Origin of the sequence: Brevibacillus reuszeri (genome assembly GCF_002897295.1) — a bacterium.
GTDB lineage: Bacteria > Bacillota > Bacilli > Brevibacillales > Brevibacillaceae > Brevibacillus > Brevibacillus reuszeri_A.
Genome location: NZ_BEXF01000025.1, coordinates 55,452 through 80,995 on the forward strand (window position 1 = coordinate 55,452; position 25,544 = coordinate 80,995).

Annotated in this window: 20 protein-coding genes; 18 read left to right on the forward strand and 2 right to left on the reverse strand. The window is 43.8% G+C overall.

The genetic code is table 11. The features are described from left to right. Positions 1-79 precede the first annotated feature (79 nt). The 17 genes from C3B52_RS28185 (at position 80) to C3B52_RS28265 (ending at position 23,191) form a co-directional block, all read left to right on the forward strand. Complete coding sequence (locus C3B52_RS28185; RefSeq protein ID WP_103109698.1) at positions 80-1,990, forward strand: hypothetical protein; 1,911 nt, start codon at positions 80-82, stop codon at positions 1,988-1,990. A gap of 18 nt (positions 1,991-2,008) precedes the next feature. Further along, entirely contained in the window at positions 2,009-7,495 is a 5,487-nt protein-coding gene (locus C3B52_RS28190) for an RHS repeat domain-containing protein (RefSeq protein WP_103109699.1), read from the forward strand. A gap of 18 nt (positions 7,496-7,513) precedes the next feature. Next, positions 7,514-7,837, forward strand: coding sequence for a hypothetical protein (locus C3B52_RS28195; RefSeq protein WP_103109700.1), 324 nt, complete (start codon positions 7,514-7,516; stop codon positions 7,835-7,837). Between the two features lie 518 nt (positions 7,838-8,355). Then, positions 8,356-8,817, forward strand: coding sequence for a hypothetical protein (locus C3B52_RS28200; protein ID WP_164684980.1), 462 nt, complete (start codon positions 8,356-8,358; stop codon positions 8,815-8,817). A gap of 98 nt (positions 8,818-8,915) precedes the next feature. Next, positions 8,916-9,413 (forward strand): hypothetical protein, encoded by a 498-nt coding sequence (locus C3B52_RS28205; RefSeq protein ID WP_103109702.1) that lies wholly within the window; start codon positions 8,916-8,918, stop codon positions 9,411-9,413. Between the two features lie 674 nt (positions 9,414-10,087). Next, complete coding sequence (locus C3B52_RS37575; protein WP_103109703.1) at positions 10,088-10,849, forward strand: barstar family protein; 762 nt, start codon at positions 10,088-10,090, stop codon at positions 10,847-10,849. 330 nt (positions 10,850-11,179) lie between these two features. Beyond that, complete coding sequence (locus tag C3B52_RS28215; protein WP_103109704.1) at positions 11,180-11,725, forward strand: hypothetical protein; 546 nt, start codon at positions 11,180-11,182, stop codon at positions 11,723-11,725. 731 nt (positions 11,726-12,456) lie between these two features. Beyond that, positions 12,457-12,867, forward strand: coding sequence for a hypothetical protein (locus C3B52_RS28220; RefSeq protein WP_103109705.1), 411 nt, complete (start codon positions 12,457-12,459; stop codon positions 12,865-12,867). Positions 12,868-13,281: 414 nt separating this feature from the next. Further along, complete coding sequence (locus C3B52_RS28225) at positions 13,282-14,688, forward strand: MBOAT family O-acyltransferase (RefSeq protein ID WP_103109706.1); 1,407 nt, start codon at positions 13,282-13,284, stop codon at positions 14,686-14,688. 21 nt (positions 14,689-14,709) lie between these two features. Further along, positions 14,710-15,996: a DHHW family protein gene (locus tag C3B52_RS28230; protein WP_103109707.1), complete on the forward strand. Its 1,287-nt coding sequence runs from the start codon at positions 14,710-14,712 to the stop codon at positions 15,994-15,996. 148 nt (positions 15,997-16,144) lie between these two features. Next, complete coding sequence (locus C3B52_RS28235) at positions 16,145-16,516, forward strand: BlaI/MecI/CopY family transcriptional regulator (protein ID WP_103109708.1); 372 nt, start codon at positions 16,145-16,147, stop codon at positions 16,514-16,516. Then, the gene (locus C3B52_RS28240; RefSeq protein WP_103109709.1) at positions 16,509-16,943 is read left to right on the forward strand and encodes a hypothetical protein; all 435 of its coding nucleotides are present in this window, start codon (positions 16,509-16,511) and stop codon (positions 16,941-16,943) included. The genes C3B52_RS28235 and C3B52_RS28240 overlap by 8 nt, the downstream gene beginning before the upstream one ends. A gap of 5 nt (positions 16,944-16,948) precedes the next feature. Then, a complete protein-coding gene (locus C3B52_RS28245; protein WP_103109710.1) occupies positions 16,949-18,373 on the forward strand; it encodes a M56 family metallopeptidase in 1,425 nt (474 codons plus the stop codon). 241 nt (positions 18,374-18,614) lie between these two features. After that, entirely contained in the window at positions 18,615-19,388 is a 774-nt protein-coding gene (locus C3B52_RS28250) for a DeoR/GlpR family DNA-binding transcription regulator (protein ID WP_103109711.1), read from the forward strand. After that, a complete protein-coding gene (locus C3B52_RS28255) occupies positions 19,385-20,671 on the forward strand; it encodes a four-carbon acid sugar kinase family protein (RefSeq protein ID WP_103109712.1) in 1,287 nt (428 codons plus the stop codon). Before C3B52_RS28250 ends, C3B52_RS28255 begins: the two co-directional genes overlap by 4 nt. A gap of 14 nt (positions 20,672-20,685) precedes the next feature. Continuing rightward, positions 20,686-21,699 carry a 4-hydroxythreonine-4-phosphate dehydrogenase PdxA gene (pdxA, locus tag C3B52_RS28260; RefSeq protein ID WP_103109713.1) on the forward strand — a complete coding sequence of 338 codons (1,014 nt, stop codon included), beginning with the start codon at positions 20,686-20,688 and terminating at the stop codon, positions 21,697-21,699. A gap of 118 nt (positions 21,700-21,817) precedes the next feature. Further along, complete coding sequence (locus tag C3B52_RS28265; RefSeq protein ID WP_103109714.1) at positions 21,818-23,191, forward strand: GntP family permease; 1,374 nt, start codon at positions 21,818-21,820, stop codon at positions 23,189-23,191. A gap of 100 nt (positions 23,192-23,291) precedes the next feature. Here the strand turns inward: C3B52_RS28265 and C3B52_RS28270 are convergent, their stop codons facing one another. Then, positions 23,292-23,837 carry a GNAT family N-acetyltransferase gene (locus tag C3B52_RS28270; RefSeq protein ID WP_103109715.1) on the reverse strand — a complete coding sequence of 182 codons (546 nt, stop codon included), beginning with the start codon at positions 23,835-23,837 and terminating at the stop codon, positions 23,292-23,294. Positions 23,838-23,988: 151 nt separating this feature from the next. Next, positions 23,989-24,762 (reverse strand): sulfite exporter TauE/SafE family protein, encoded by a 774-nt coding sequence (locus C3B52_RS28275; protein WP_103109716.1) that lies wholly within the window; start codon positions 24,760-24,762, stop codon positions 23,989-23,991. 278 nt (positions 24,763-25,040) lie between these two features. Between C3B52_RS28275 and C3B52_RS28280 the strand changes: the two genes are divergently transcribed. After that, the gene (locus C3B52_RS28280; protein ID WP_103109717.1) at positions 25,041-25,511 is read left to right on the forward strand and encodes a hypothetical protein; all 471 of its coding nucleotides are present in this window, start codon (positions 25,041-25,043) and stop codon (positions 25,509-25,511) included. Positions 25,512-25,544: the final 33 nt, after the last annotated feature.

Here is a 25,544-nt window from a genome sequence, read left to right on the forward strand (position 1 = left end):
TGGAAAAAGAGAGCGACGAGAACGAGACGCATGAGGAAATACGTGAGCAAAAAACAGAAAAGAAAGTGGTGAAACGTACATGAGAGAAAGAATTTCCGTCTTGGTGTTGATCCTGCTGATTCTGGCTGTCTTTTCGATGCCTGAGGGAGTGACGACAGCGGCACAGGACCAGGCCCCCATGGATGAAATTTCGCAGATGGATCAGGAGATTTTGGGGCTGCATCAGACGCTAGAGTTTTTCCAGGCTGTTGCTATCCGAAAAGGAAACGAGAAGCTGGCGAATCAGATCTTGCAGCAAGCATCCGCTTATTTTGAGCGGGCCAAAGACCTGCACAAGCAGCAGCCTACGACAGATGAACAGCTACTGGCACAAAAAGAGCAAATCAGGAATTTGCAAGCTGAGTATGATCGAGCAGTGGCAGGCTATTGGGCGGAGCTGCTTCCTGAGCTTGGTCCAAAATTAGCTGAGTCAAATCAGCAAGCAAAAGGAAAAGCAAGCGAAAACGCGACCTTGCTCGCCATCGATCCTGCCATCGATCCGTTTGAACCAAATGATGACTTTGCAACCAGCTACCCGATTACAAGCGGGAATTACTACGAGTCCAAGCTTTCTACAAGCACAGACAAGGATGTATATCGCTTTGACTCAGGGGCGTTAACCGGATCGTTGACGGTGAAATTGACAGTTCCGAAAACAAAGGATTACGACCTCCTGGTAACAGAGGGTCCCAGCACGGTAGTTGATATCAGCGCAACGGAGCAATTAGGGGGAGAAGAAACGGTTAGCTTTCAGGTCAAGCCAAATACGACCTACTACATGACCGTATTCAGCTTTAACAAGCATTTCAGCACGACAGACACTTACTGGCTGCGGCTTGATAAAGTGACGAAAACGTTGAGCGCCGCTTCGCCCATTGATGTCAGCCTGCCGCTAGGAGAAGCGCCTGCGTACAAATTTACAGCACCAGTGACGGGAACCTATCGCTTTTATACAGGTCCTTACGGGGGATTTGGCGCAACAACGGATACCGCGCTGTTTCTGTTTTCGGACGAGCAGCTGTCAGCACTGCTCGAATTTAATGACGATGCGACAGATGGCTCCCTTTTCTCCGAGATGAAAGTAGATCTGGTGGCTGGAGTTTCGTATTACGTCTACCTCACTTCGGCTGACAAGACAAAAGGCGTGCATGCGAGACTGACCGCCGCTTTGGATACAAAGGCAACAGTCGCTTCTGCTACGATTCGTGAATCGACAGCAAACGATGGCACGATTACCGACAAGCAGGTGATCAACCTCGCTGCGGGTACGTTTGCAACGGATGCTGCCGCAAGTGTTACGGTAAACAATTTGCCAGCAGGACTACAGCCAATTGTGACGCGTACGAGCAGCCAGCAGCTTACAGTCCAGTTTGGAGGCAAAGCACTGTCTCATGAGAGCAAGCACAGTGTCCCAAACGTAACGATCACGATTCCGAAAGCCAAAGTGGCAGGAGTCGTCGCTGATCTGGTGACCAATCCGTTCGCCATTTCCTTTACAGACACAGAAAGCTTGTATGTAACGACGCCACAAGACATCAATCTTGCTGCCGGAGTCAAAAAAATCGTGAAGCTGACCGCGCCAGCTACCGGAAGCTTTGACATTTTTACGAGCTACTATGGGGGAAATTCAGCAGAGGGAACTAGCAATACATGGCTCGGGGTATATGAGGACTATGCACAGACGCAATTGCTCGCTGCAAATGATGACGGAGGTCAGCCGCCCTTTTCTAAAGTCACCCTGCCTCTGCAAAAAGGCAAGGATTACTACGTCGTTTTGACTGGCGGCAGCAATAACTCTGTCCATGCCCGGCTAAGCGCCCGTTATCTCGGAGTGGAGTATGTGTACAACGCAAAAGGACAGCTTGTGCAAATCAAGCAAAACGGCACGATTTTGACGGAATTCACCTACGATGGCAACGGAAATCTCATCAAAAAACAGGTTCATCAATAAAAATAAGGAGGGAAATCGATGCGACTTACACGTTGGACTCAGAAAACGATAAACATGCTGTTGATCGGCTCGCTTTTACTGCCCACGACCGTTTATGCAGAAGCCGGCAGTAGCCTGTCACAAAAGCCAGCCACAGATCGAGCAAAGGTTGGAACGACAAAAGACTGGATTTCTGCCTACCAGACTGCACTGCAAGCAAAGGACAAGCAAGAAAACATTCAGCCTGACGAAAAAACGACGTATACGAAAGAGGAAATCAAGCAGCTGGATTGGGATACACTGCAGTCTGAACAGGTATGGAAGCTGTACCAGACCGCTGATCCCGCATTGATTCAATTCGCTGCGTATTTTTATCCTTCTGTGGATCGCTTTTTGTCCCATAACGAGCAGGTAGAGAAATACAAGTGGAATGACGATGACATCACGAAGCGTATCCAGGCAATGCCGCTAGCAAAGAAGGAGCAGCTGAAGAACATTCTGCCGCAGCTTGGCGCGGTTTTATCTGCATCAGAAGCGAATCCGCTTCCACCGAAGCAGACTGAAAAGCCGTCAACCACCTCAGCACTGGCGAGTATCCCGGACGCGATGTATGACCCAGAGGGCTTGACGTACCAGTACAAACGCTCGAATACGGACAACCCGGTGGATGAGCTGTATCGAACGGCCAATGTGAGAGAGCTTGATATTCAGTTGGAAGGGAAGCACGGGCTGGATTTTACCCTTGAGCGCAGCTACTCTTCCTTGGAAGCACTGACTGAGGAGTTTTACTATTCGAACAGCGGTAAAAATATAAATGTCCCCTCCAGGTATCAGGAGAAGAATTTTTTGCCGATTGGCTGGAAGCTCAATTTGCCCCGGTTTGAAGAAATCTATAAATCAAATGCGTGGTGCAGATATTATGATGACACCTCCAAATACAATTGTGCATACGAAGGTGAGGGCAAACGATATGTCTTCACCCTAGATGACGGAACCGTGCTGGAGTCTTCCTCTACAGTAGGAGACTGGGTGAATACCCCGTACCAGGGCATTTCGATGAGCAAGTATAAAAAGGGGTACGGTGAATTCGGGACCAATCATGTGGTGACATTGGAGAAAAACGGCATCACTTATGATTTTGGCGAAGAGTCCCACTATTATAAAGACGAGCTGTATCATACGTTTTTGGTGAAAAAGACGAATGCGTACGGAGACTCGATCAGCTACAGAATTAACGAAGATACGAGATGGCCGACCGAGATCACAGATAGCGTCGGGCGTCTGATTACAATTGATAACAGTACAGTGAATACCGTAGTGAAAGTCTATCAGGACAGCTCCCAAAAAACGTTGCTGAAGCATCTTGTCTATGAGTGGACTGTAAATACAAACAAGGATCAGGTAAGAGAATACAGCGTGACGGGGACAGATAGCAAAATCATTGCCGAGTATGCGTATCACAGTCCATCTGTTTACGGAGTGAGTGAATACAATCTGCAGCCGACCTATTCCTTTGCGGCTCCGAACAAACTAATCAATTTCGATGACAATGGGCTGGAGTCGACGGAATATACGAATGTCGATAAAACCAAGAAGGGAAAAGTGAACTACAAGCTTTTGAAGCAGGTCGACTATCCAGTGGAAGGCTTGTCCATGAGCTATACGTACAGCTTGTATCAGCCAGATGTTCCAGGATTTTTGAATCAAGGGCTGGTGCGTCTCTATTTGGATAAAGAAGCATTGACGTACATGAGCTATCATCCTGTGACCGCGGTCAATTTCCGTTTTGCCAAGACACCGCATCCGGATCAAGCAACGACAGGATGGTACTCGTACACCAAGTATTATCCACAGACTAATAAAGAAGTATGGAAATCACCGAAATCAGCCTCTGTGCGCTTTGCCAATCAGCCGATCAACCGAGATGGCTCCAGGGTCGTTACGAGAAGCATTCAGGACGGATTGCCGAGTGTAGAGAAAACCTTTATCGTCAACCCGGATCGCAACTTTTTGCTGCAATCGGTGAAGACCTTTGTAGGAAATGGTGCTGATTCAGATACGATCCAAGGTGCGCTTACCCTGACAGAAGACGGGAAAACGTATTGTTATGCTCCTGCCTCTTATACGAGCTATATGTACAATCAGCGAGAGACACAGCCGACACATGTGTACTCCTTTATGGGACGCCCAAGCTCCATTACTGCGGATTCGGACGTATATCAATACTTGCTCGCTCCTACAGATAGCGGCTTGTCTAAAGTCAAGGCAAGGCTGGGTCGTTATGCGCAAATCATGGAGTACGGCTACAACGTGTATGGAGATGTCACCAAGGAAATCGATCCAAAAGGAAACCAGACCACAACCGAATACGTATTCCCGAGCAGTCTCTCCACGCTGCGTGTGCCATCCAAGGTGAAGAAAACAGCGGCCAGCAATCCGAATCATTATCATGAAGAGACTTATACGTACGGAAGCAACAGGCTGGTTGCAACCGAAAAGATCGTGGATTCCTATCCAGATGGCACAGCTACCAGACAGGAGCAAGTGAACCGTACCTTCAGCTATCAAGACAAGCTACTCAAAACAATTACGGAAACGAGTACAGGTCCAGATGCCAAGACGATTACACAGAGCATCGATTCCTATGACGATTTTTCCTTGTATCCGCGAGAGATAACCATGCAGGTGGAGACCTCCACGGGTGTAAATGAACAGCTGTATCACTACTTCCATTACGATGGAATGGGTCGCTTACTATACCGCATGTACCCGGATGAAATCTACGTCCAGTACCAATACGACCTGCTCGGACGCCGGACAAAGGAGCTCGTGACCAACCGAGATCAGACCCGAACAACGACGTATGATTATGACGATACGACGAGAAAAGTAACGATGACGCTGCCAGATGGCACGAAACAATTTTCTCATTTTACGCCATACGGAGAAGTAGAGTACAAGGGACAGATTGGAAAAGACGGTACCGTTCGTCCGCTTTTGTACAATACGTATTCGCTGGATGGAAACCATCTGTTGTCCAGCGCACCGTATGCCTTAAACGAACGGGCGACCAGCTACGTCTATAATGCAGATGGAACGGTGTGGAAAAAAACAGATCCAATCGGCACTACGGTGTTTCTGGCAGCCAATACGCAAAACGATGGGGTAAACTATGTCCCTGCTCGGACTGGTGTGAGCATCGAGCCAAACGGACTGCAAACCACACAATACTATGACCGCCACGGCCAGCTGGAAAAAGAAGGAATGCGGTCAGGTGATGGCAGCCAGAGCAGAACGACACAGCTCGCTCGCAACGATTTTGACCAAGTAATCGGCAAGACAGAAAAAGATCAGACAGGCAAAAGTCGCGTATGGGAATACCGCTCAAACAACGACGGCAAGCTCGTCTACCTGCTCGATCCCGAGCAAAACAAGTACCAGTACGAGTACGATACACTCGGCAATCTGGTAACGGTAACGGAAAATCAGCTGTTGACGACCCGCAATCACTACAATGCTCTCTCCTGGAAGATTAGTGAAAAGGATGTTCCGTCGGGAGCGACCGAGTCGTATCGTTACAATCGGAATGGTACACCGCATACGTTTACAGACAAAGCAGGCATTCGTCACCTCTACGCCTACACGCCGTTTAACGAGCTGGCCAGCCTGACCTCCACAAACGCAGCAGGCAAAATCATGAATTTGGAGACAAAAGAATACGTCCCGAACACCTCCCTGATTCAAAAAGAAACGAACAGCAACGGAACAGATTTGGGTACAGGCATGAGCAACTACCGCGAAGTATCATACACCTACGATCCGTTTCTGCGGTTCAAGACTCAGACCGCTTTTGGACGAGTGTACCAGATGGGATACACAGACCGGGATGACCTCATGGATTCCTTGACGTACCCGGACAATGCTGTCGTGACCTATTTGTATGATGCAGCTGGACGTTTAAAAGAAGTAAACAGTGCTGTGACAGGTAAAATCGAATACAGCTACCAGGTAGACACTACGGGGGACAGCTATCAGGCGAAGTACCCGAACGGCCGCATCAACAAGCGAAAAGCCGATTCGTTTGGACAAGTGGCGACAGTCACACATGAAAAAAATCAAGCACCGATCTGGTCAGAGTCCAATCAATACTCGTTTGGCAATGTTGTGTCCATCCAGCGCAATGCGAAAACACATCAATATACCTACGATAAAATTGATCGACTGACCAAGGAAGTCATTCCAGGAACGACGAATGATTACTCCTATGACGGACGTGGAAACCGCTCGGCATTCGCCGGCACCCTGCCGACAGAGACAGGTAGCTCCACGTACACATTCGATGAGCGAAATCGTCTGCGCAGTGTCGTGAATGAAACAACAGGCGACACTTCGACGTATACCTATTATGGAGACGGCCTTCGCGCGAGCAAGACCGAGAATGGCATCCAAACCAAGTATGTCTACTTGAGTGGCAAAGTCATCGAGGAGCTCGACGCTGCCAATGCCTCCAAGGCCCGAAACATCTGGGGCAATGAGCTCGTGCTGCGCAAAGATTTGAGCACAGGCAAGAGCGGATACTACCACTACAACAGCCACGGCGATGTCGTCGCTATCTCGGACGGCACTGGCCAAGAGCTGAACAGCTATGCATACGACACCTGGGGCAACGTCATCTCGAAAACGGAGGGGATGTCCAACCCGTATCAGTACAGTGGAGAGCCGTATGACGAGAAGACAGGGTTCTACTATCTGCGGGCACGGTATTATGATCCGAAGGTAGGGCGGTTTATATCGGAGGATACGTATAAGGGTGCGGTGGATAATCCGTTGTCGCTTAACAGGTATACGTATGTGAGTAATAATCCGTTGAGGTTTGTGGATCCTACGGGGCATTGGCAACAAAGTGATTCAAGTTATAGTTATGCTGTACAAAACTACCTTCTTGATCTCACTATTTTATATCATTTTGCGGAAACTAATAGCGAAAGACAAGCTATTCATGCAAGAGCAGAAGAGATAAGGACAAAAATGAATAGTGGAATCGGCGGGTTTTTAAATGGTACAAAAAAAGTTACAGAAGCTGCTAGTGATGTTTTTTCAATTGGAAGTATGGACAAATGGGAAAGAGACGAATTGCTTAGTGTCGTCAATGATTTAGACCATAATCTTAAGATTGAAGATGATACTAAATTACAGAATGGGCTGTTTGTTGCAAGCTTGTTTACTCCACAAGGAGAAGCTCGAGCAGCAGGTTCAATTGTAAAGTCATGGATTCAACGAGCGGCATTTAAAGAAATGAAGGACACGCTTGGAGAAATGGGAGTTAAAAAGTTTGTTAATTCTATGTCCAAGGGGTTTGTAGGTGCTGAGGGTATGAATGGCATCAAACGACTATCTGGTAACGGTATTAAAGGGTACATGTATGAAGTGAAAATAAAGGGAAAAGGAGGGGCTTATAGACTCTTAGGGGATTATGATGAAAAAACAAGTCACTATATTTGGAAGGTGTTTGAAAAAACACATTAATAAAAGGGGGAAGAGCTATTGTTTAGTGCTTCGGATCTTAAAAAATGGGTATTGGAGTATGATGCAGAAAAAAAAGCTTTTGATGGTTTCTGGCTGAATCTTGAAAACTACAAAATTGAGTATCCTCTTGAATATGAAGAGTACTTCGCAAATTTTGATAAGTCCCAACTTGACTTAAAGGTTGAATCTATCTCAATTAGTTACCTGAATTATCCTGAATTGGATTATAATCATGTAAAATTATATATTCCAATCAGGTATCAAAATAAAAATATAGGGTACTATGAAATTTTACTGAATTTTGATGGTATAGTGGACGATGATTTTTTTGTTATGTATTAAAATATTCACCATAATGTGTAGTAAGCAGCTATATTTATTTTTATCTTCTTTACAGCGGAAGAGGATAACAATGTATTTGATTGATTTACTTCCTAAAGGAATAACCTTGATGAGTGGCGAAAGATAACTGGCAAGATATTTGTGATCTATCAATCTGAGAAAAGTAATAAATAATCTAATGAAATTTTTACCCCAAATGAGTACTCAACTACTTGTTTGGGGTTTCTTTTGTATAGAAGGAAAACGGTGATTATCGTACTAAGGAATATTTACGATTTGGAAGAAGAAAACGACGATGTATGTTTGTGGCAATTAAAAAATGTAGTTGGCTGTCAGAAAATAAAATACCAACTTCGTAAAAGCTGGTCAAACTTACTGTGAGTCGTTTAATTATAAGTGATATTTATCTTTGAATATATGACTTGTGGAAAACGAAATCTAAACGTGGAGAGTATTGGAGTGTGTTATGCGTTCACACATATAAGAACGGTAGCCAATGTGAGAAGAAGGGTAAAGTATTGGACGATGACTTTTACAATGCCTTGTTTGAACGAATCATACATGTAGATCCGAATATCTTGCGTGAAATAGAACTTCACGGAAATCGATTTAACAACACAAAGGCAATAATTCAGGTAAAAGAGCAGGAACTAATGAAACACAAAAGGGCAATGGAAAAGCTGCATGAGTCGTATGAAGAGGACATAATCATTAAGCAGGTTTATGTGGAGAGGAAAGAGGTTCGGTCTAAGATGATTCAAAAGTTGGAAGAGGAACTTCGTGATTTGCGAAAAGTAGTAACAGATGAAAGTGAGTTTCCAACCGTGGATGATATACATCAGCGGATTGGAAAATTTAAAGGGAAGTGGAGTTCAGTGGCAACACCTGAAGATCAGAATAAAGCTTTGAAGACATTGGTTGATAGGATTATTTATAATCGAGAGGATAATCGAATTGAGTTGACGGTTTGTTATAAATAGAATTACGAAAGATAGAAACTACTGAGATGTTAAAAATAATAGGATCGTATAGTAAATGGGTAAACAAGAAGGAATAATAGAGTGGAGGATTAATTATCATGGATACTTTTGAAGATTTACTCAAAAAATTAAATCAAGCTAAAGAAATAATGGAAATGGATAATAATGAAATTGAAGAACAAATTCCCTTTTTGATAGATTTGTTAGATACCTATCAAAATGCACATTTAGAAGAAGCTGCTGAAACTATTTCAAATTATTTATTATCATTGCAAAACTTAATAATCCCACATTTAGATTTATTAGACAAAGACTCGAATTTTATTAATTACTTTTGTTTTTACTTTTTACCTAAATGCTCAGATAAACTAATAGCAAGTATGAAGGATGAATTGTTAACAGTTATCAGGAGAAATGATTTTACGGAAGAAACAGATTTAATGATGGCAGAATCTCTTTTAAAAAGATATCTTATTGTTGATGAAATAAAAGGTATTTTAAATGAGAAAATGACTTATGTTCAAGAAATAATGAAAGATGGGAAAAGAAATAGATTATTATTAGGAGATTATTTTGAGCATTTAAAACGTATTTGATATGAAACAGTCAGACCCTGGAGATTATTAAATTTAAGCCCCAAACAAGTGAGTAACCTGAGTCTGTGATCCGCCAAAGGTCACAATTCTGTTTATGCTTGTCTGGGGTTTTTGTTACCATCTACGGAATCACAGGAATAAGTATCGAAAAAAGAGTGAATTCTCCGTTTGAAATTTTTTTAAGATACACTAAACAACATTGATTTAAGACTTGGACCTCTTTCCACGTTTTCTTATGAACAGAAAAGTGACTCTAGGAGGGAGAATGTAGTAAATGTTGATGAATTGAGAAGAAGTTCATCAACAAGTTAACGAGCTGAGTTGATCAAGTAATGTGCTATTAAAATGCACATAGCACCCGTTATGATCATTCGATCCTATCAATACCCTTAGATTCTTCAGCTACCATCCTACTGTGTTCTATGGATAAATTCTTTGTTTTCTCAGTTTTTCCCGTAATTAATGAAATTGAAATAAATGTAAACAGACCTCATACTAAAAAGCCAATTAGGGAGGAGAACAGGGTTTATTTAACAACTATTCGAGAAATATGAAACGATGGTTTTTAAGCGTCCTGACGGGAAACTAGGATATGTTATAGATCATGACTATACTAAGCCTAGAGCTCATAGTATGCAGATGGAGATAAATAATTTGGAGGTTAAGGAGGCTAAATGATACAAAAATATTCTTTAATAGATGCTGAAAGTGATATGGTCATTGGAATTGGCTCTGATCTTACAGGGTTAATGGGGAATAGCACTGTGGAAATAGCTGAAGAAATCTTTCATAAAATTACTCTACTAGATTTTCAATATAGAGATGACTTTAGGCAGTATTGTCAGACAACAAAAGCATATATAAATAATATATATGTAACCATACTAAATTATGAGGGGTGTTCAATTGGTTCATACTATTTTTATTTAAGAGAGCCGATCTTTTTTCATAAGACTGGGTTTGGAGAAGGATTAATTGAGCTTGAATTGATAGGAACATTATTACAAGTGGCATCAAAAGAAAGTTTGGAGATCTGGGAGATGCGAAGATCACCACTAACTGAGCGAAACTTATGGACACCATTATCAACAACACAAAGGAGTGGGTGGTTAGAGGTTGCACGACTATATAACAACAAAAATACAAGTTCAAGTACCCAAGACCAGCAAAATGGAGAATATGATATAGATGCAGGAAGCATAACAGATTCTTCTTCATTCTTTTGCGCCCTAGGAGAGGCTATTAATGGTCCTGGTGGTTATTATGGGTTTGATTTAAAGAGCCTTGAGGATTGTCTTTGCGGAGGTTTTGGTGCAACACCACCGTATGTTCTTCATTTGCATAACGAAAATAGTATGTTGAATGAGAGGAACGCTTTTTTCCAACAATTGATGGAAGTATTCCTTAGTAGGAATGTAAAATTGGTTTATCATTAAATTTCCGTAGGACTTATATGGGGATTTAAGGGAATTTAAATGAAGATCTAAAGTTTGCCTTTATGGATAAATTAAATCTCATCAAGTTTTTTGTACAATTTGTTAAGTAATGCAACAAAAGAAAGGATAATAGTAAAAATCATTTCACTGCGGTTGGTATTAATCATGGGGATGCTCCTGATCTAGGATTGGCAGCTCCTGCCCCTGGTGCTTTAGCGGGAACGTTGAAAAATACGTCTCAGGGGATGGGGAAAACAGGAGCATATGATGTTATTAAATCTATGCCTGGAGAAATTAATTTTCGTGGTTTAAGTTTTGGGGGTTAACAAAGTGAAAGTTTTTTTCGATTTGGGCAAATATAGAAAGGCTGTATTATGGAAAAATGAATTACCTTTGCTTCCGAGGGATATAGATCATGAGACAAAATTTTCATTGCAGTTAAATGAACCTGTAGTTTCAGAAAACAAAAAACTAGCACTGGAGTTGAAGTTACCAAGGAATAGTTCATATTATGCATTGCTGGGCGTTGAATTTGTACCAAATCAAACCTCAGAATTGTTAGTAAACATAAAATTAAATGATAGTAATGGACCTTCATACAATTCGGAGATTGAACTACACGAAGAGATTTTTTCGGGTATCCCCTCCGATTATGCCAATTCAATTATTAATTCTGCAAAAGAAAAGATCCTCGAATCAAATTGGCAGTATGCGGGTAACTTAACATTTGTTATTGGGGCTCATAGTTTGATCGGTTCTAGTGATTCGATTTTTTCGAAAGTGACTAAGACTTTGATTGCATTATTGTCAATGGATTTATCACTGACCTCGTCCCTAAGTGATAATTCAGTAATTTGTTCAGAGCTTGATAAGTGAAATAGCCGCGATAAAGTATTGCAATGCAAACCTTGATTGGCGAAAATGCCTTTCAAGGTTTCTTTTTCGACCCAAGATTATACCCACTCACCTCGCACCATGTACCTTAATTTTGGCGGGCGGGAGATAATTGTCCAGGAATAGTCCTTTAAAGATACTTTGACTACAGAAAGGGTGAGCAAAAATTAAAAAAGTACTCGATGTCACTGGTAAACTATTTGATCTAGTAGATTTTACGGAAGCGACATTATTCTTCTACGGTCATAGAGAACTACCAGCGTCAATAGCGATCGAAGTATGGGGTCTTTCATTTATAGAGACACAAAACACCAATGATTATTATGTATCTGGAATTGCTACTGTCAGCTTCGAAGGTTTGACTTCCGGTCTATTAGAGGTTTCGTTATATCAACCAAACGGAAAAGACTTTATTAAGATCGACCATGAGAATTGTTTAAAGTTAACAAAAAGCTGGGGGGAGTCTCTAGAGCTTGAGGCATATCAATATCATCTTGGCGGAGTACTAGACTGGCCTAAAGGTTATTGTCAATTAGGTATTCATGCAACTGGAACAGTGACGGTGTCATTTGATACAGATGATTGTGTTCTTACACGTGACTATGTATTAAATCCAGAAAAATATACGTATATGGATGAATAGAGTCTTACACTAAGACTCCAAACGGAACTACTTTGATCACGCTTAACAAAGCCGCATTGGAGGAATAAACATGAAAGTAGTAAACCCACATTTTTTGGATGAATTTTTAGTTCCAATCACAGGGCTGGCTGATGACAACGAGGCCATTGAACACTACAAAAATGTAGAATTACGGACAGAGGCACAATATAAAGCAGTCATTAGAGAAACACTTGTCGAACATTTTCATAGCCTTGAGGAAGTGGTAAAGAAAAAAGCAAAATTAGCACTTAGCTACTATTTAACGAAACCTGCTGTTGATTTTGTAGGTGTATTTGAATCGCTACTTCCACCATTTGACCTCCCGCCTAATGCAAGAGATTTCTTTGTATGGCTTTGGGAAGAATTGTTTATTGGTGAAAGTTATGAGCTACCAGATGTAGATTCTTACAAAGTTGTTGCTGATATGTATGAGCCACTTCGTTCAACTAGAAAACAGTAAAAATGAAGAAATGCCCCGGATGAGTACTCAAAACTCATCTGGGGTTCTTTTTGCTCCATATATAATTATATAACAAAAGCCTACTAACTCGAGTTTCTCAGCCTAGCCAATTCCAAACATGCAAAACCGTAACCTTTCACGAAGGTTTGACGTCATACTGTCAGGCATTCCTGAAGTTAATCTTTTCATTGCATGGGATTCTTCAAAAACCTACTTATACTTTTCATGTCTAATCTTGGATTTTCTGGAAGGAAAAATAAAAATAGTGTCGAATCTTCTCTACCTATTGTTTTTCTAGCCTATCTACCAATAAAATGCTAAGAGACTCATGGAAGCTTCTCAGTCTACTTTCATGAGTTTTTCCATGTTCGTTAGCGCAAATAGTTGAATTGCCGACACCAGGAGGAAATTACTTTGGTCTTCAGTTCCATCAGTTTTTTGTTTTTCTTTTTGCCGCTTGTCTTTGCCTTCTATTTTGCTGTTCCGTTTCGATATAAAAATGCTGTTCTCCTGATCTTCAGCTTGATCTTCTACGCCTGGGGGGAGCCGAGGTACATCGTTCTCATGATCGTATCCATCATCATGAACTATGGCTTCGGGATATGGATCGATCGGGCGGATGGACATCTGAAAAAGAAAAAGACAGCCTTAACGCTCGCGATCATTGCCAATATCGGGCTTCTGGGCTTTTTCAAGTATGCGAATTTCTTTGTAGATGTAGTGAATCAGACGCTGCAAACAAATATTCATGTGACACCTGTGCCGCTGCCGCTCGGTATTTCTTTTTATACGTTCCACGCACTCAGCTATCTAATTGATGTTTACCGGAAAGTAGAAAAAGCACAACGAAATCTGTTCAATTTGTCGCTCTATATCACGTTTTTCCCGCAGCTTGTAGCAGGTCCGATTATTCGCTACAACTCGATCGCCGAGCAGCTCAGCAAACGTGTATTTTCATCCATCCAATTCGCAGAGGGGATCAAGCGATTTATATTGGGTCTAGCGAAAAAAGTGCTTTTGGCCAACCCTCTAGGCTACGTAGCAGACACTGTGTTCGCTACGTCGACGGTGGACCTTTCAACCGGCGCGGCTTGGATTGGAATTATTGCCTATACGTTGCAGATTTATTATGATTTTTCGGGCTACAGTGATATGGCGATTGGGCTTGCCAAAATGTTTGGCTTCGAGTTCGCGGAGAATTTCAACTATCCGTATATTTCCAAAAGTGTCTCCGAGTTTTGGCGGCGCTGGCACATCTCGCTTGGCAGTTGGTTCCGGGACTATGTTTATTTCCCGCTCGGCGGTAGCAAAGTGGCACCGTGGAAAATTTATCGGAACTTAATGATCGTGTGGGCGCTGACAGGGTTTTGGCACGGAGCCAGCTGGACGTTTATTGCCTGGGGAGTCTACTACGGTGTCCTGATAGCTTTGGAAAAAGCCGGTCTGGAAAAGCTGTTGTATAGAATTTATCCCTTAAACCACGTTGTCGTGCTGCTTTTGGTCATGATCGGGTGGGTGTTCTTCCGTGCCGACAACTTTGGGTATGCAGCGGATTACATCGGGGCCATGTTCCATACACGCGGAAACGAGCTTTTCGATTCCCAGGCGCTTGCGCTGTTATCGATGAACTGGATTCAGTTTGCCATCGCGATACTCATTGCCGCACCTGTATTTCCCAAGCTGCAAAAATGGCAATGGGGAAAGCCGTTCGCAGGCGCACAAACTGCGTTTGCCCTGTTGTTCCACTGCTTCCTTTTTGCAGAAGTCATCTTGTATTTGATTAATTCAACGTATAACCCATTCTTGTATTTCCGATTCTAGTTCAGCCAGAGGAGTAGCGTAATGAGTAAATCGGCTTCAATTGCTTATATGGTCGCTTTTTTAACGATTATTTTTGGGTTCGCCATTGCCAGTGGCTTTTCACCGCATAAAGAAGTTTCGGCGATTGAAAACAGAAAGCTGAGCGGGCTGCCTGATGTCAGCTTGGAGGCTGTTACCACACCTCGGTTTTTCGAAGACATGAATCAGTATTTTAATGACCAGGTCGTGCTGCGAAATGAGATGGTGAGTGCTTATCAGAAGCAGCAAAATTCCAAGCTGTTTAACGCCATGCTGTTCGAGAACATGCTTCGCGACTCTACGCAGCACAAGCCAGAGGATGGCACGGTCGTAACAGATTCACGCGTCGTGTCCAATCTGGTGCTGATCAATAGCAAGTGGATTTTGCCAGTTCCCGACAAGGTCGTTCATACAAGCGAAATAGACGCAGCAACGGCAAAATTAAAAGACGCAGTAGCATTTGCCGAAGCACAAAAAACAGAAGCGTTTTTCGTCTTTAATCCGTCCCGAACGATATCGCTAATGCATTTGTATCCACCTTATTTGCAAACGGATGCGTATGTCAGATCGAGAGACTATTTCTTGTCCAAGCTGGGTAAACAAGTAAACGTTGTGGATATAAGGAGCAAGTGGGGCTCTTTTACGAACGCGCAGCTGGAAGAGCTGTATTTGGAAACGGATCACCATTGGAATATCAAGGGCGCGTTTCTGGCTTATCAAGAAATGATTCGCGAGCTCTCAAAAAGGTCGACGCTTTTTAAAGGGGAACCAATGTCCCTCAGTGATATTGATGTGTCTACATTTGAAAAAGGCAGCTTCGATGGCAGCTATAACAGGCAAAGCAACTTCGCAGTCGATACGCAAACAGCTGATCGAACGATGATTTATGAACCGAAAGTGCCGTTCGCTTTTCAAAAATTCGAAGTGATCAATGGGGATGGAACCCAAACGATTCGAGACTTTAACGAATTCTATGGCTACAAAAAAGGGCAGAATCCAGTTACGTATGGCACCTTCTTTGGCGGTGACAGACGGAAAATTACCTATGTGAACCCGAAAGCTGGAAATCAGCTAAATGTCCTGCTGCTGAAGGATTCTTTCATGAACCCGATTACGCCGTATTTGGCGCAGAATTTCAACAAGCTTACGGTTTACGACAATCGTTATTATCCTGAATTCAGCTTGAAAAACATCTTGTCCAGCGAGCGTTATGACATCCTGATCATTGCCCTGCATGATGATAATCTTTACAGTCAAAATTATGTTTTTGAAAAAAAGGACAGCAAGTAGGAAGATAAGGCTCAGTTAGCATACGTTGCCCCAAACAAGTAACGCCAACTTGTTTGGGTTTTTTTGTATTATTGGCTTTACTTTTCGATTCTACATGACGTAGAATAAAAAACAACACGTAGAAACGAAGGGGTGAATCTATCCTGAAATGAACATTACAAAAGCGGAAATGGAGATCATGCAGGTGATTTGGGAAAGCGGGCGGAGAATGACAACGAAGGAAATTGGCGAAAAGCTGCCGGATAAAAAACCGACGACCATTCTTACGTTGGCAGGCAGGCTAATCGACAAGGGTGCGCTGCATGCTGTCAAGCTTGGACGCTCCCATGCGCACGAGTATTGGGCGGCAATCACGGAAAAGGAATACTTGAACAGGCAAACAGAGAGCTTTTTGCACACGATACATAACGGTTCTGCCAAAAGCCTAATCAGTTCGTTGTTTCAGGCGGAGAAGTTATCCAAAAAGGACATTGAGGAGCTGCGGGCATTTATCAATAGCGAGGCTGACGAAAATGATTAAATGGCTGCTGATGACATCGCTGGCAGGGAGTATTTCAACCCTTTTGCTCATGTTCTTCAAGGCAAGACTTGCGGCCAAGTATGGGGGACGCTTGTATTATGGCGCCTGCTTGTCGGCAATGCTGCTGTTTATTTTGCCACTCCAATTACCTGTGCCAGCTCTTTACTCCCACTCCATGTCTTTTGAAAAGAACATCGCCGATGACAGCGCAAAAGGCTCGGTAGTCGAGACAAGCAAGACGATTATTGAACAAACTCAACCTTCCAACCCAGTGACCACAGCAACTGAAGAAAATAGCAGTCTGAGTCTCAGCGTTGACCAATGGCTACTGATCATCTGGGCTTGCGGTTTTATCGTTACGCTGTGTAGATACTTGCTGGGTATTTCGTGTATAAACGAAAAATACTGCGTGAGTCCAAGTGGATAGACAGCGTGGAAAAGCTGGACGTAGTCGTTAGTGACGCTGCGACCTCGCCGATGCTAATCGGGTTTATCAAGCCGAAGATCGTGATGCCAAACGTGAAAATGGACAGAGCCGATTATGAAATGGCGATACGGCATGAATGGATTCACTACAGACAAAAGGATGCTTGGTTTAAGCTTTTGGCTGTATGGATCAATAGTGTTCATTGGTTTAATCCGTTCTCTTATATGGCTTTGGCGAATTTGAGCGAAGCCTGCGAATATGCGGTAGATGAAAAAATAACGGAACGTATGAAGGCAGTCGAGAAAAAACGCTACAGTGAGATGATTTTACAATTTGCTGCCAATGCTTCACCTGCGTTAAATAATCATTTGGTCGACCATAAAAAGCTGTTAATCAGGAGGTTTCGGCTCATTATGAGGAAAAATTCAGGAAGTGGCAAAGCATTCTCAGGTATCCTGCTAGCCATCTTGATCGGGGCTGCCGCAGTCTTCACCTCGTCTGTTGTGTTTGCAGAAGCACCAAAACCACTTACGGAATATAGCGGTGGAATTAAAACCTATTACAATACAGCGCAGACACTAGAACAAAATGTCCAAAGCACGCTAGGCATTCCCTCTCCAACAGAGAAGAATCGAGTTATGGTCAAATGGAGGAATTTGTATATCGATAAGGAAGGGCGAAAAATAGATTATTTCAATCGCACAGAGCCTTACTATAAGGTGGAGCTCAAATGGCAGGAAAAAGGATCGGCTATTGCCAGCATGACAAACAAAACGATGTCCATCGGCGGGCAGACTGTGACGATTGCTTTCGGTGATAAAGCAGTCGCGTACAAGGATGATCCTGTCATTGAAAAATTGATTGGGAACCAAATCACGTTTGAGATGAACTACCAAACCACCGATAGTCGTTTCATGTATGACCATAAGGCTTTCATGAATGAGCTGATCAAGCGGGGAGCCTATGTGATTGAGGAGGTTGTAGCGCCGCAGCAATTTACGTATGAGTTCAGTCAGACAAACGCTGGAGGACAGGTAGGGGCAAAACCGCTAACAGCCTATGACAAGGTGGAGGTGCAGACTCCTATTTTCAAGGGGAGCGTGTTGCTCCCTAAGCAACCAGATGACAGCGACGGAAGCAAGGGACTACAGATTGGCAATTCCTTTGTCTTGAAGCCAGGAGAAACAGCAGCGATTGATCTAAAAGAAACTACAGATAAGACCCCAACAATCAGCCTGGCTATTCTGGATGAAACAACAGGTGAAATGGCGCACTGGAATCCGGCGGCAGCAAGTGGATACCGCTTTATTTTTACACCAGGTCAAAATGGCGTGAACCATACTTATAAAATTGTCGCTAGTGGAGAACAGCAGGATACAGTCAATATTGAAATTTTTACGTATCAGACAAAAAGCGAAACGGCGAAGTAACGAGTGGCAATTGAATAGAGAATAAATGACAAACGAAATCCCAAACGAGTATGAATGTACTTGTTTGGGGTTTTTTCAGTACTGCCTATAAGTCGGCAATGTTCAAAAAACACAGCAGATCGTGAAAAATTGGAGTCGCATGTTTGTTTTTAACATTATGTGATTTGTTTTATTGACAAAGTTGTTCAAAAATAACATAATATCATCATGAGATGTTCTAAATTAACAAAGGGTGATGTCTTTGTTACCACAAGAGCGAAGAAAATGGATTTTGGAACAGTTAAGCCAAGACGAGAAAATCGATATCGACCAGTTAGCTGAGCGATTGAATGTATCAGCCATGACGATCCGCAGAGATTTGTCTACCTTGGAAGAGGAAGAGAAAATTATTCGGACGTTTGGAGGGGCTGTTCTTAACAAGCCTTTGATTCACGAAACTCCCTTTCTCACAAAAGAAGGCAAATACAGTAAACAAAAAAGGCAAATTGCCCAGAGAGCCGTGGAATTCGTTCAGGATCATTCAACCATCCTGTTGGATTCGGGAACGACGAACCTGGAGATTGCCAGATTACTCAAGCATAGAAAAAATCTCACAGTGATTACCAATGATATTAAAATCGCGGTCGAGCTGATGGACAGTGAGGTAAAAATCATTGTGGCAGGCGGAGAGCTGCAAAATAATGTCGGGGCTTTATTTGGACCCTTGACGGAGCAAATTCTGAAAAACATCAATGTAGACTTGTTTTTCCTGGGTGCACATGCTATTCATCTCGACGCTGGCGTTACAGTACCTACGTTTGAAAAGGCTTCCATAAAAAAACTCATGATAGAAGCAGCAGAGACTACCTGGTTAGTGGCAGATTCGAGCAAGTTTGACCAGAAGGCTTTTACAAAGGTCTGCGATCTATCTGGCATCAATGGCTGGATTACAGATGATGGGCTAGCAGAAGAAGACAAAGAAAAGCTAAAAGAGCATCTGAGAGTTGTAACAGCAGAGGTGGGAGAGGCCACATGAAAATTGGAGTCATTGCGGATGACTTGACAGGGGCTAACGCGACTGGAGTGAGACTCGCCCGGCAAGGCTTTGAGGCAGCAACGATGGTTCACTATAACAATCTGCCTACATCTGATGCGTATAACGCGGTATGTATCGATACAGACAGTCGTTATGCGAGAGAAGAAGTAGCCCAGATAAGAGTGAAGACCGTGCTGGAGAATCTCACAAAATGGGGAGCTCATGTCATCTGCAAGCGAATTGACAGTACGGTCCGGGGCAATATCGGGGTGGAGCTCGATACCGTTTTGACTGAGCTTGGTGAAAAAGCGATCGCAGTAGTAGTTGCGTCCTATCCGGAATCAGGGCGGATTACCTCGGGAGGCTATCTCTTGGTCAATGGAGTCCCCCTGCAAGCGACCGATGTGGCAAAGGACCCGGTGGCGCCGATCACAGAATCATATGTGCCGACCATCGTACAAAAACAAAGCAGCCATTCTGTTTCCTATATCGGGTTGGAAACCGTATTAGCCGGTGAGAAGACCATTGAACAGGCGATGAGGGCGAAAATCGAGCAGGGAGTACGGATTCTTGTTCTGGATGCCGTAACAGACGAGGAGATCGAATCGATTGCCAAAGCCATGGCGGCGATTAAGGACTATCGGATGATTCCTGTCGATCCAGGGCCCCTGTCCGCGACCTATTCCAAAGTGTACACCCGCTCACATGCAAAGGATAAAAAGATCATTGTGACGGTAGGAAGCATCACCTCGAATGCAGCCAAGCAGCTGCAATATCTGACGGAAAAAACAGGTGCCCAGCCGATCTACGTGGACGCAAAGAAATTGGCGAGCATGACGCAAACGTGGGATGAAGAGACGGATCGCGTAATCCAGCTAGTCCTGGAGGAAATGAAAAAGCAGTCCATCTTGATTATCACGACGAACTCGCCTTTTGCGGAACCACTGAACCTGAAGGAAATCGCACAAGAGCAAAACACCACTCAGGACAGTCTGGCAAAACGCATCGCCGACGGATTGGGCAAAATCACGCGCTTTGTGATTCAACGAAGCGAATATGAAATCGGCGGATGCTTTACAAGTGGCGGAGATGTGACCGCATCGCTTTGTGCTGTTGGTGGAGCAGAGGGGATCAAGCTGGAGGTAGAGATACTTCCCTTGGTGGCTTACGGTCACCTGATCGGAGGGTATCTAGATGGCATACCGCTTGTAACCAAAGGCGGTATGGCTGGTGATGCAAAAGCAATCTATACGAGCATCAAATTTCTTTTGGCCAAATGTTAAGGAGGAAGAACCATATGACAACACAGAGAGCGATTATTGCTATTCCAATGGGTGACCCAGCGGGAATTGGACCAGAAATCACGATGAAATCGTTGACTAAAAAAGAGATCTACGATGTATGCAAGCCGCTTGTAGTCGGCGATTCCAAGGTACTCGAAAAAGCAATCGCAATCGTCAATGCGGATCTGAAAATCAATGAAGTGACCTCGCCAGCTGAAGGAAAATACGAGCTTGGAACGGTTGATGTGATCAACCTGAACAATATCGATATCGACAAACTGGATTACGGTCAGGTATCGGCACAAGGTGGACAAGGTGCTTTTGAATACATCAAAAAATCTGTAGAGCTGGCGATGAACGGCGAAGTCAAAGCGCTGGCTACCACTCCGATCAACAAGGAATCGCTGCAAGCGGCGAAGGTGCCTTTTATCGGGCATACAGAGATGCTTGAAGAGCTCACCAACACAAAAGATCCATTGACCATGTTTGAAGTAAATGGAATGAGAATTTTCTTCCTGACACGCCATTTGTCCCTGAAGGATGCCATTGGGCAGATGACCAAGGAAAGAGTGCTCGATTACCTGATTCGCTGCGACCAGGCACTGCAACGCTTGGGAGTTGAAACAAGAAAGATTGCGGTTGCTGGACTGAATCCACACAGTGGTGAAGGCGGACTGTTTGGCATGGAGGAAGTGGAAGAAATCAAGCCAGGTGTAGAGGCAGGCAAGCAGGCAGGGATTGATGCAGTAGGCCCTGTTCCGGCGGATTCTGTATTCTTCCAGGCACTGCAAGGAAAATATGATGCTGTGTTGTCCCTATACCATGACCAAGGGCATATCGCCGCAAAAATGACAGATTTCCATCGAACCATCTCGATTACGAATGGATTGCCATTCTTGCGTACCTCTGTCGATCACGGTACAGCCTTTGACATTGCAGGGAAAAACATCGCAGAGAGCATCAGTATGGAAGAGTGCATCAAGCTGGCTGCTCAATATGCGCCTAAATTTACAAGTAATACCCTATAAGCTTAGATTAGTCTAGCTGCTTTGCTGGATTCGCGATTTGTAATGAAGGATGACTGAGATTCCTTCATTACAAATCCATTCAGCTGAAACCGTTTTCGTGTAGAGGGGGAGTAGAATTATGGACGTTTCAGGAACACAAATGGTTGTCGGCTTGGTTTTGGCTGTTATCGTTTTGATTTTTCTTGTCCTAAGAACGAAAATTCATGCTTTTCTCGCGTTAATTATTGCGGCTTCGATTGCAGGTATTGTAGGAGGCATGCCCCCAGGAAAAGTAGCAGATACCATTTCCGCAGGGTTTGGCAGTACGCTCGCTTCCATTGGGATTATTATTGGATTGGGCGTCATGATCGGGCGAATTCTGGAGGTATCCGGTGCTGCTGAAACATTAGCGTACTCCCTGATCCGTTTTGTCGGGAAGAAAAAAGAAGAATGGGCAATGGCGATCGCAGGTTATGTGGTGTCCATCCCGATCTTTGTGGACTCTGCCTTTGTTATTTTAAATCCTTTAGTAAAAGCGCTTTCAAAGAAAACGGGTAAATCTGTGATTTCGATAGGTGTTGCCCTTGCTGTCGGACTCGTGATTACCCACTCACTGGTGCCGCCTACCCCAGGTCCGCTTGGTGTAGCAGGAATATTCGGAGTCGATATTGGCGTGATGATCGGACTGGGCTTGCTGTTCGGTATTCCGATCATGATCATAGGCGTTCTTTATGCAAAATGGTTGGGGAATCGAATTTATCAAATTCCGGATGATTCGGATGAAGGCTTCACAAGACCCGATACAAAAATGGCGTATCAGGAATTTGTTAACCTAGTCGATAAGAAATCGTCAGAGCTGCCTTCACTCACGAGATCATTGCTGCCGATTCTGGTACCGATCATTCTCATTTTCCTGAATACGACGCTCTCCGCTATGGAGCTGAAGACAGGCTTTTTTGAAATTCTGATTTTCCTGGGTAAACCGATTATTGCTGTAAGTATTGGTTTGATTGCTGCAATCTACGCTTTGGCTGGTCATATGAGCCGCTCGGAAACGCTCGATCGGATGGAGGAAGGCATTCAGACAGCCGGGATCATCATTCTCGTTACCGGTGCGGGTGGTGCACTTGGAGCTGTTTTACGTGAAAGTGGAGCAGGAGATTTCATCGCTGGACAAATTGCTGGCTTGCCATTGCCTGCGGTTCTGATTCCTTTCTTTGTGTCGACGCTGGTACGTCTAGTCCAAGGTAGCGGTACTGTCGCAATGGTTACAGCCGCATCTATTTCCGCGCCGATCTTGGGGAATATGGAGGTCAATATGGCACTGGCAGCTCAAGCCGCTGCGATGGGCTCGATGATCTTCTCCTATTTCAACGACAGCTTGTTCTGGGTTGTTAACCGCATGCTGGGCATCAAAAACGTAAAAGAGCAAATCATGGTTTGGTCTGTTCCTACGACGATCGCTTGGTTTGTTGGTCTGATTTGTCTCTTGATTGCAAATATGTTTGTTTAAGCAACAATAGCTCCAGTCCCCCTTAGAGCCGCATGGGAGATACATTCCTGTACGATTCTAAGGGGGATTTTTTGTACAATCCATATCTTCATAAGCGGTATTACACATCCAGGCTGTTGATGATAGCTAATATTTGATGATCTGTCCATTTGCCATTAATCTTTAGATTTTCTTTCGCTATACCTTCTTTTTGAAACCCTACTTTTTCCAATACACGAATAGACGCTATATTGTCAGGCATAGCTCCTGCTTCAATTCTATGTAGTTTTAATTCTCTAAAAGCATAATCAACAACAAGTTGAAGAGCTTCTGTTGTATAGCCCTTTGAATTATACTCCTTGTCTAAAGTAAATCCCGTACAACAGCTTTGGACGTCTCCCCTGGCAATTTGAGTTAATGAAATGTCTCCGATAAGTTTATCAGCTGCTTTTAAGAAGATCCCGAAAGCATATGCTTGCCCTTCGTCTGTCATTTTTGATACCCGTTCAATGCGCATTTTTTGATGTTCTTCTGTATAAAAGGCTTCTGGGAGTAATGGGGAAACTCGTTGAAAAAATTCGCGGTTTCTCGTATGTAAGTTAGCTAACTCGCTGGCGTCAGAAATCTTGTAAGGTCGAAGGTATATTCGTTGACCTACTAGTTTCATAAAATCCCTCCTATATCCTTTTTATACAATTATATATGGTTTACGAAAGAAAAGATTGATTGATGAATAATTGGCACAGGCACTGCAAGAGCAGGAGCCCCACCCGACTCTAACTGAATGTGGATGAGGTATCCTGCTCTTTTCCTGCTGCTCAAATCTGGATAATCTTGATCCCACTAATAATAATGACTACGGAAATGACGCATTTAAGCCAGATCGTTGGGACTTTGCAGGAGAGCATGCTCCCCGCCAGTACTCCAGGAACCGAACCGAGCAAGAGCTGTACGACCGTCAGGAAATCAACGGTTCCAAAGCTCATATGGGCAAGTCCTGCCGCACTGGTGAGAAAGAAGGCGTGAGCGATATCAGTTCCTACGACTTCTTTTCCAGAAAGTGTGAAAAAATGCATCAGTGCGATGGCAAATAAGGAACCGCTGCCAATCGAGGTCAAGCCGACGAGAAATCCGAGTATGGCTCCAAGGACAATAAGCATGGAGCGTTTTTGGACGATCGGCATTTGTTGCCAGCGATTGAGTTGGGGGTTTCTACGATCTAAAATGCTTTTGACCAGCATGGCGATAGGGATCAAAATCAGGGCGAAGCCAAGAATGCGTTTAAAAATCTGATCGGCGCCAGCAACGTGTAGATGAATCCAGTTCATGACATTCACAGCAGCGATTGCACTAGGGATGCTGCCGATAGCGAGATAGAGGACAATGGAAAAATGAACGGTTTTTTGGCGCCAGTGCTGCCATGTACCAAATATTTTGGTGATGGAATTATATACGAGATCGGTCCCCACAGCTACCGTAGGCGAAATGCCCAGGAAAATGAGAATGGGAGTTAAAAGCGCCGCTCCGCCTACTCCGGTAAGGCCGACGAGAAAGCCTACCAGCAGACCAACAATCGTTAAATGAAAGTCCATCCAGCAACATCCTCTGTCACTCAAGAATGAAAAGCCTACTGTTAAAAAAACCTCTACCGAGGCCTGCTCAAGGATGAGCGACCGCGTTTTAGCGGAAAGTTTTTATGCGCTCCAGAATTCATAAGCGTTCGCGCTTATAAATTCTTATACGTTAAGATAAGCGATTGCCCATTGTTCGTGCGCCTAATTTTCCTCATTTTCAAGTTGATGGAATTATATTATTATTAGTGATAATTCCACGAATTCTACTTTTATCGCAAAGGGGAAAACATAAGGCGATGTTTAACGAGCGGAAAGCATTGCAAATGACATTACAGGCCTTGCTGGAACAAAGAATGGTGCTGCGCAGGCAATATGTAGACCAGGACAAGCAGCTTGGCGCTGACATCAAGCAGATTTTAAGTCGAATTCGGGAGATGGACGCCCAGGAAGGAATTGAGGAAGACCAGTACACACAGGAAGTGGCTACCACTACGGAAGAAGCTCCCGTTGAACTGACGAAGCGCATGAAAGTAAGAAAGGCGCATGTTCGTCATGATTATTTAGAGGTAGCCAAGCAAATTAACACCCTGTTAAGGGAAACGATGTCCCCTATGTCGTTAGTTGAGCTCTGTGATGAGTTAAAGCGCAGACATGCTGTGGAGTTCGCAAGCCCGTATATTGGTGTACAAAAGTCACTTAAATATTTGCCGCAGGTCAAGGTCGAAAAGGACGGAAGAAAGCTGATTTTCTCCCTGCCCGCGGAATAAAACAAAGGCGATCGTGCAAAAGCACGTCGCCTT

Coding starts and splice junctions, on each gene's coding strand:
- C3B52_RS28185 (WP_103109698.1), top strand. CDS start 80: ATGAGAGAAAGAATTTCCGTCTTGGTGTTGATCCTGCTGATTCTGGCT.
- C3B52_RS28190 (WP_103109699.1), top strand. CDS start 2,009: ATGCGACTTACACGTTGGACTCAGAAAACGATAAACATGCTGTTGATC.
- C3B52_RS28255 (WP_103109712.1), top strand. CDS start 19,385: ATGAAAATTGGAGTCATTGCGGATGACTTGACAGGGGCTAACGCGACT.
- C3B52_RS37575 (WP_103109703.1), top strand. CDS start 10,088: ATGATACAAAAATATTCTTTAATAGATGCTGAAAGTGATATGGTCATT.
- C3B52_RS28205 (WP_103109702.1), top strand. CDS start 8,916: ATGGATACTTTTGAAGATTTACTCAAAAAATTAAATCAAGCTAAAGAA.
- C3B52_RS28265 (WP_103109714.1), top strand. CDS start 21,818: ATGGACGTTTCAGGAACACAAATGGTTGTCGGCTTGGTTTTGGCTGTT.
- C3B52_RS28270 (WP_103109715.1), bottom strand. CDS start 23,837: ATGAAACTAGTAGGTCAACGAATATACCTTCGACCTTACAAGATTTCT.
- C3B52_RS28280 (WP_103109717.1), top strand. CDS start 25,041: ATGTTTAACGAGCGGAAAGCATTGCAAATGACATTACAGGCCTTGCTG.
- C3B52_RS28275 (WP_103109716.1), bottom strand. CDS start 24,762: ATGGACTTTCATTTAACGATTGTTGGTCTGCTGGTAGGCTTTCTCGTC.
- pdxA (WP_103109713.1), top strand. CDS start 20,686: ATGACAACACAGAGAGCGATTATTGCTATTCCAATGGGTGACCCAGCG.
- C3B52_RS28230 (WP_103109707.1), top strand. CDS start 14,710: ATGAGTAAATCGGCTTCAATTGCTTATATGGTCGCTTTTTTAACGATT.
- C3B52_RS28220 (WP_103109705.1), top strand. CDS start 12,457: ATGAAAGTAGTAAACCCACATTTTTTGGATGAATTTTTAGTTCCAATC.
- C3B52_RS28240 (WP_103109709.1), top strand. CDS start 16,509: ATGATTAAATGGCTGCTGATGACATCGCTGGCAGGGAGTATTTCAACC.
- C3B52_RS28235 (WP_103109708.1), top strand. CDS start 16,145: ATGAACATTACAAAAGCGGAAATGGAGATCATGCAGGTGATTTGGGAA.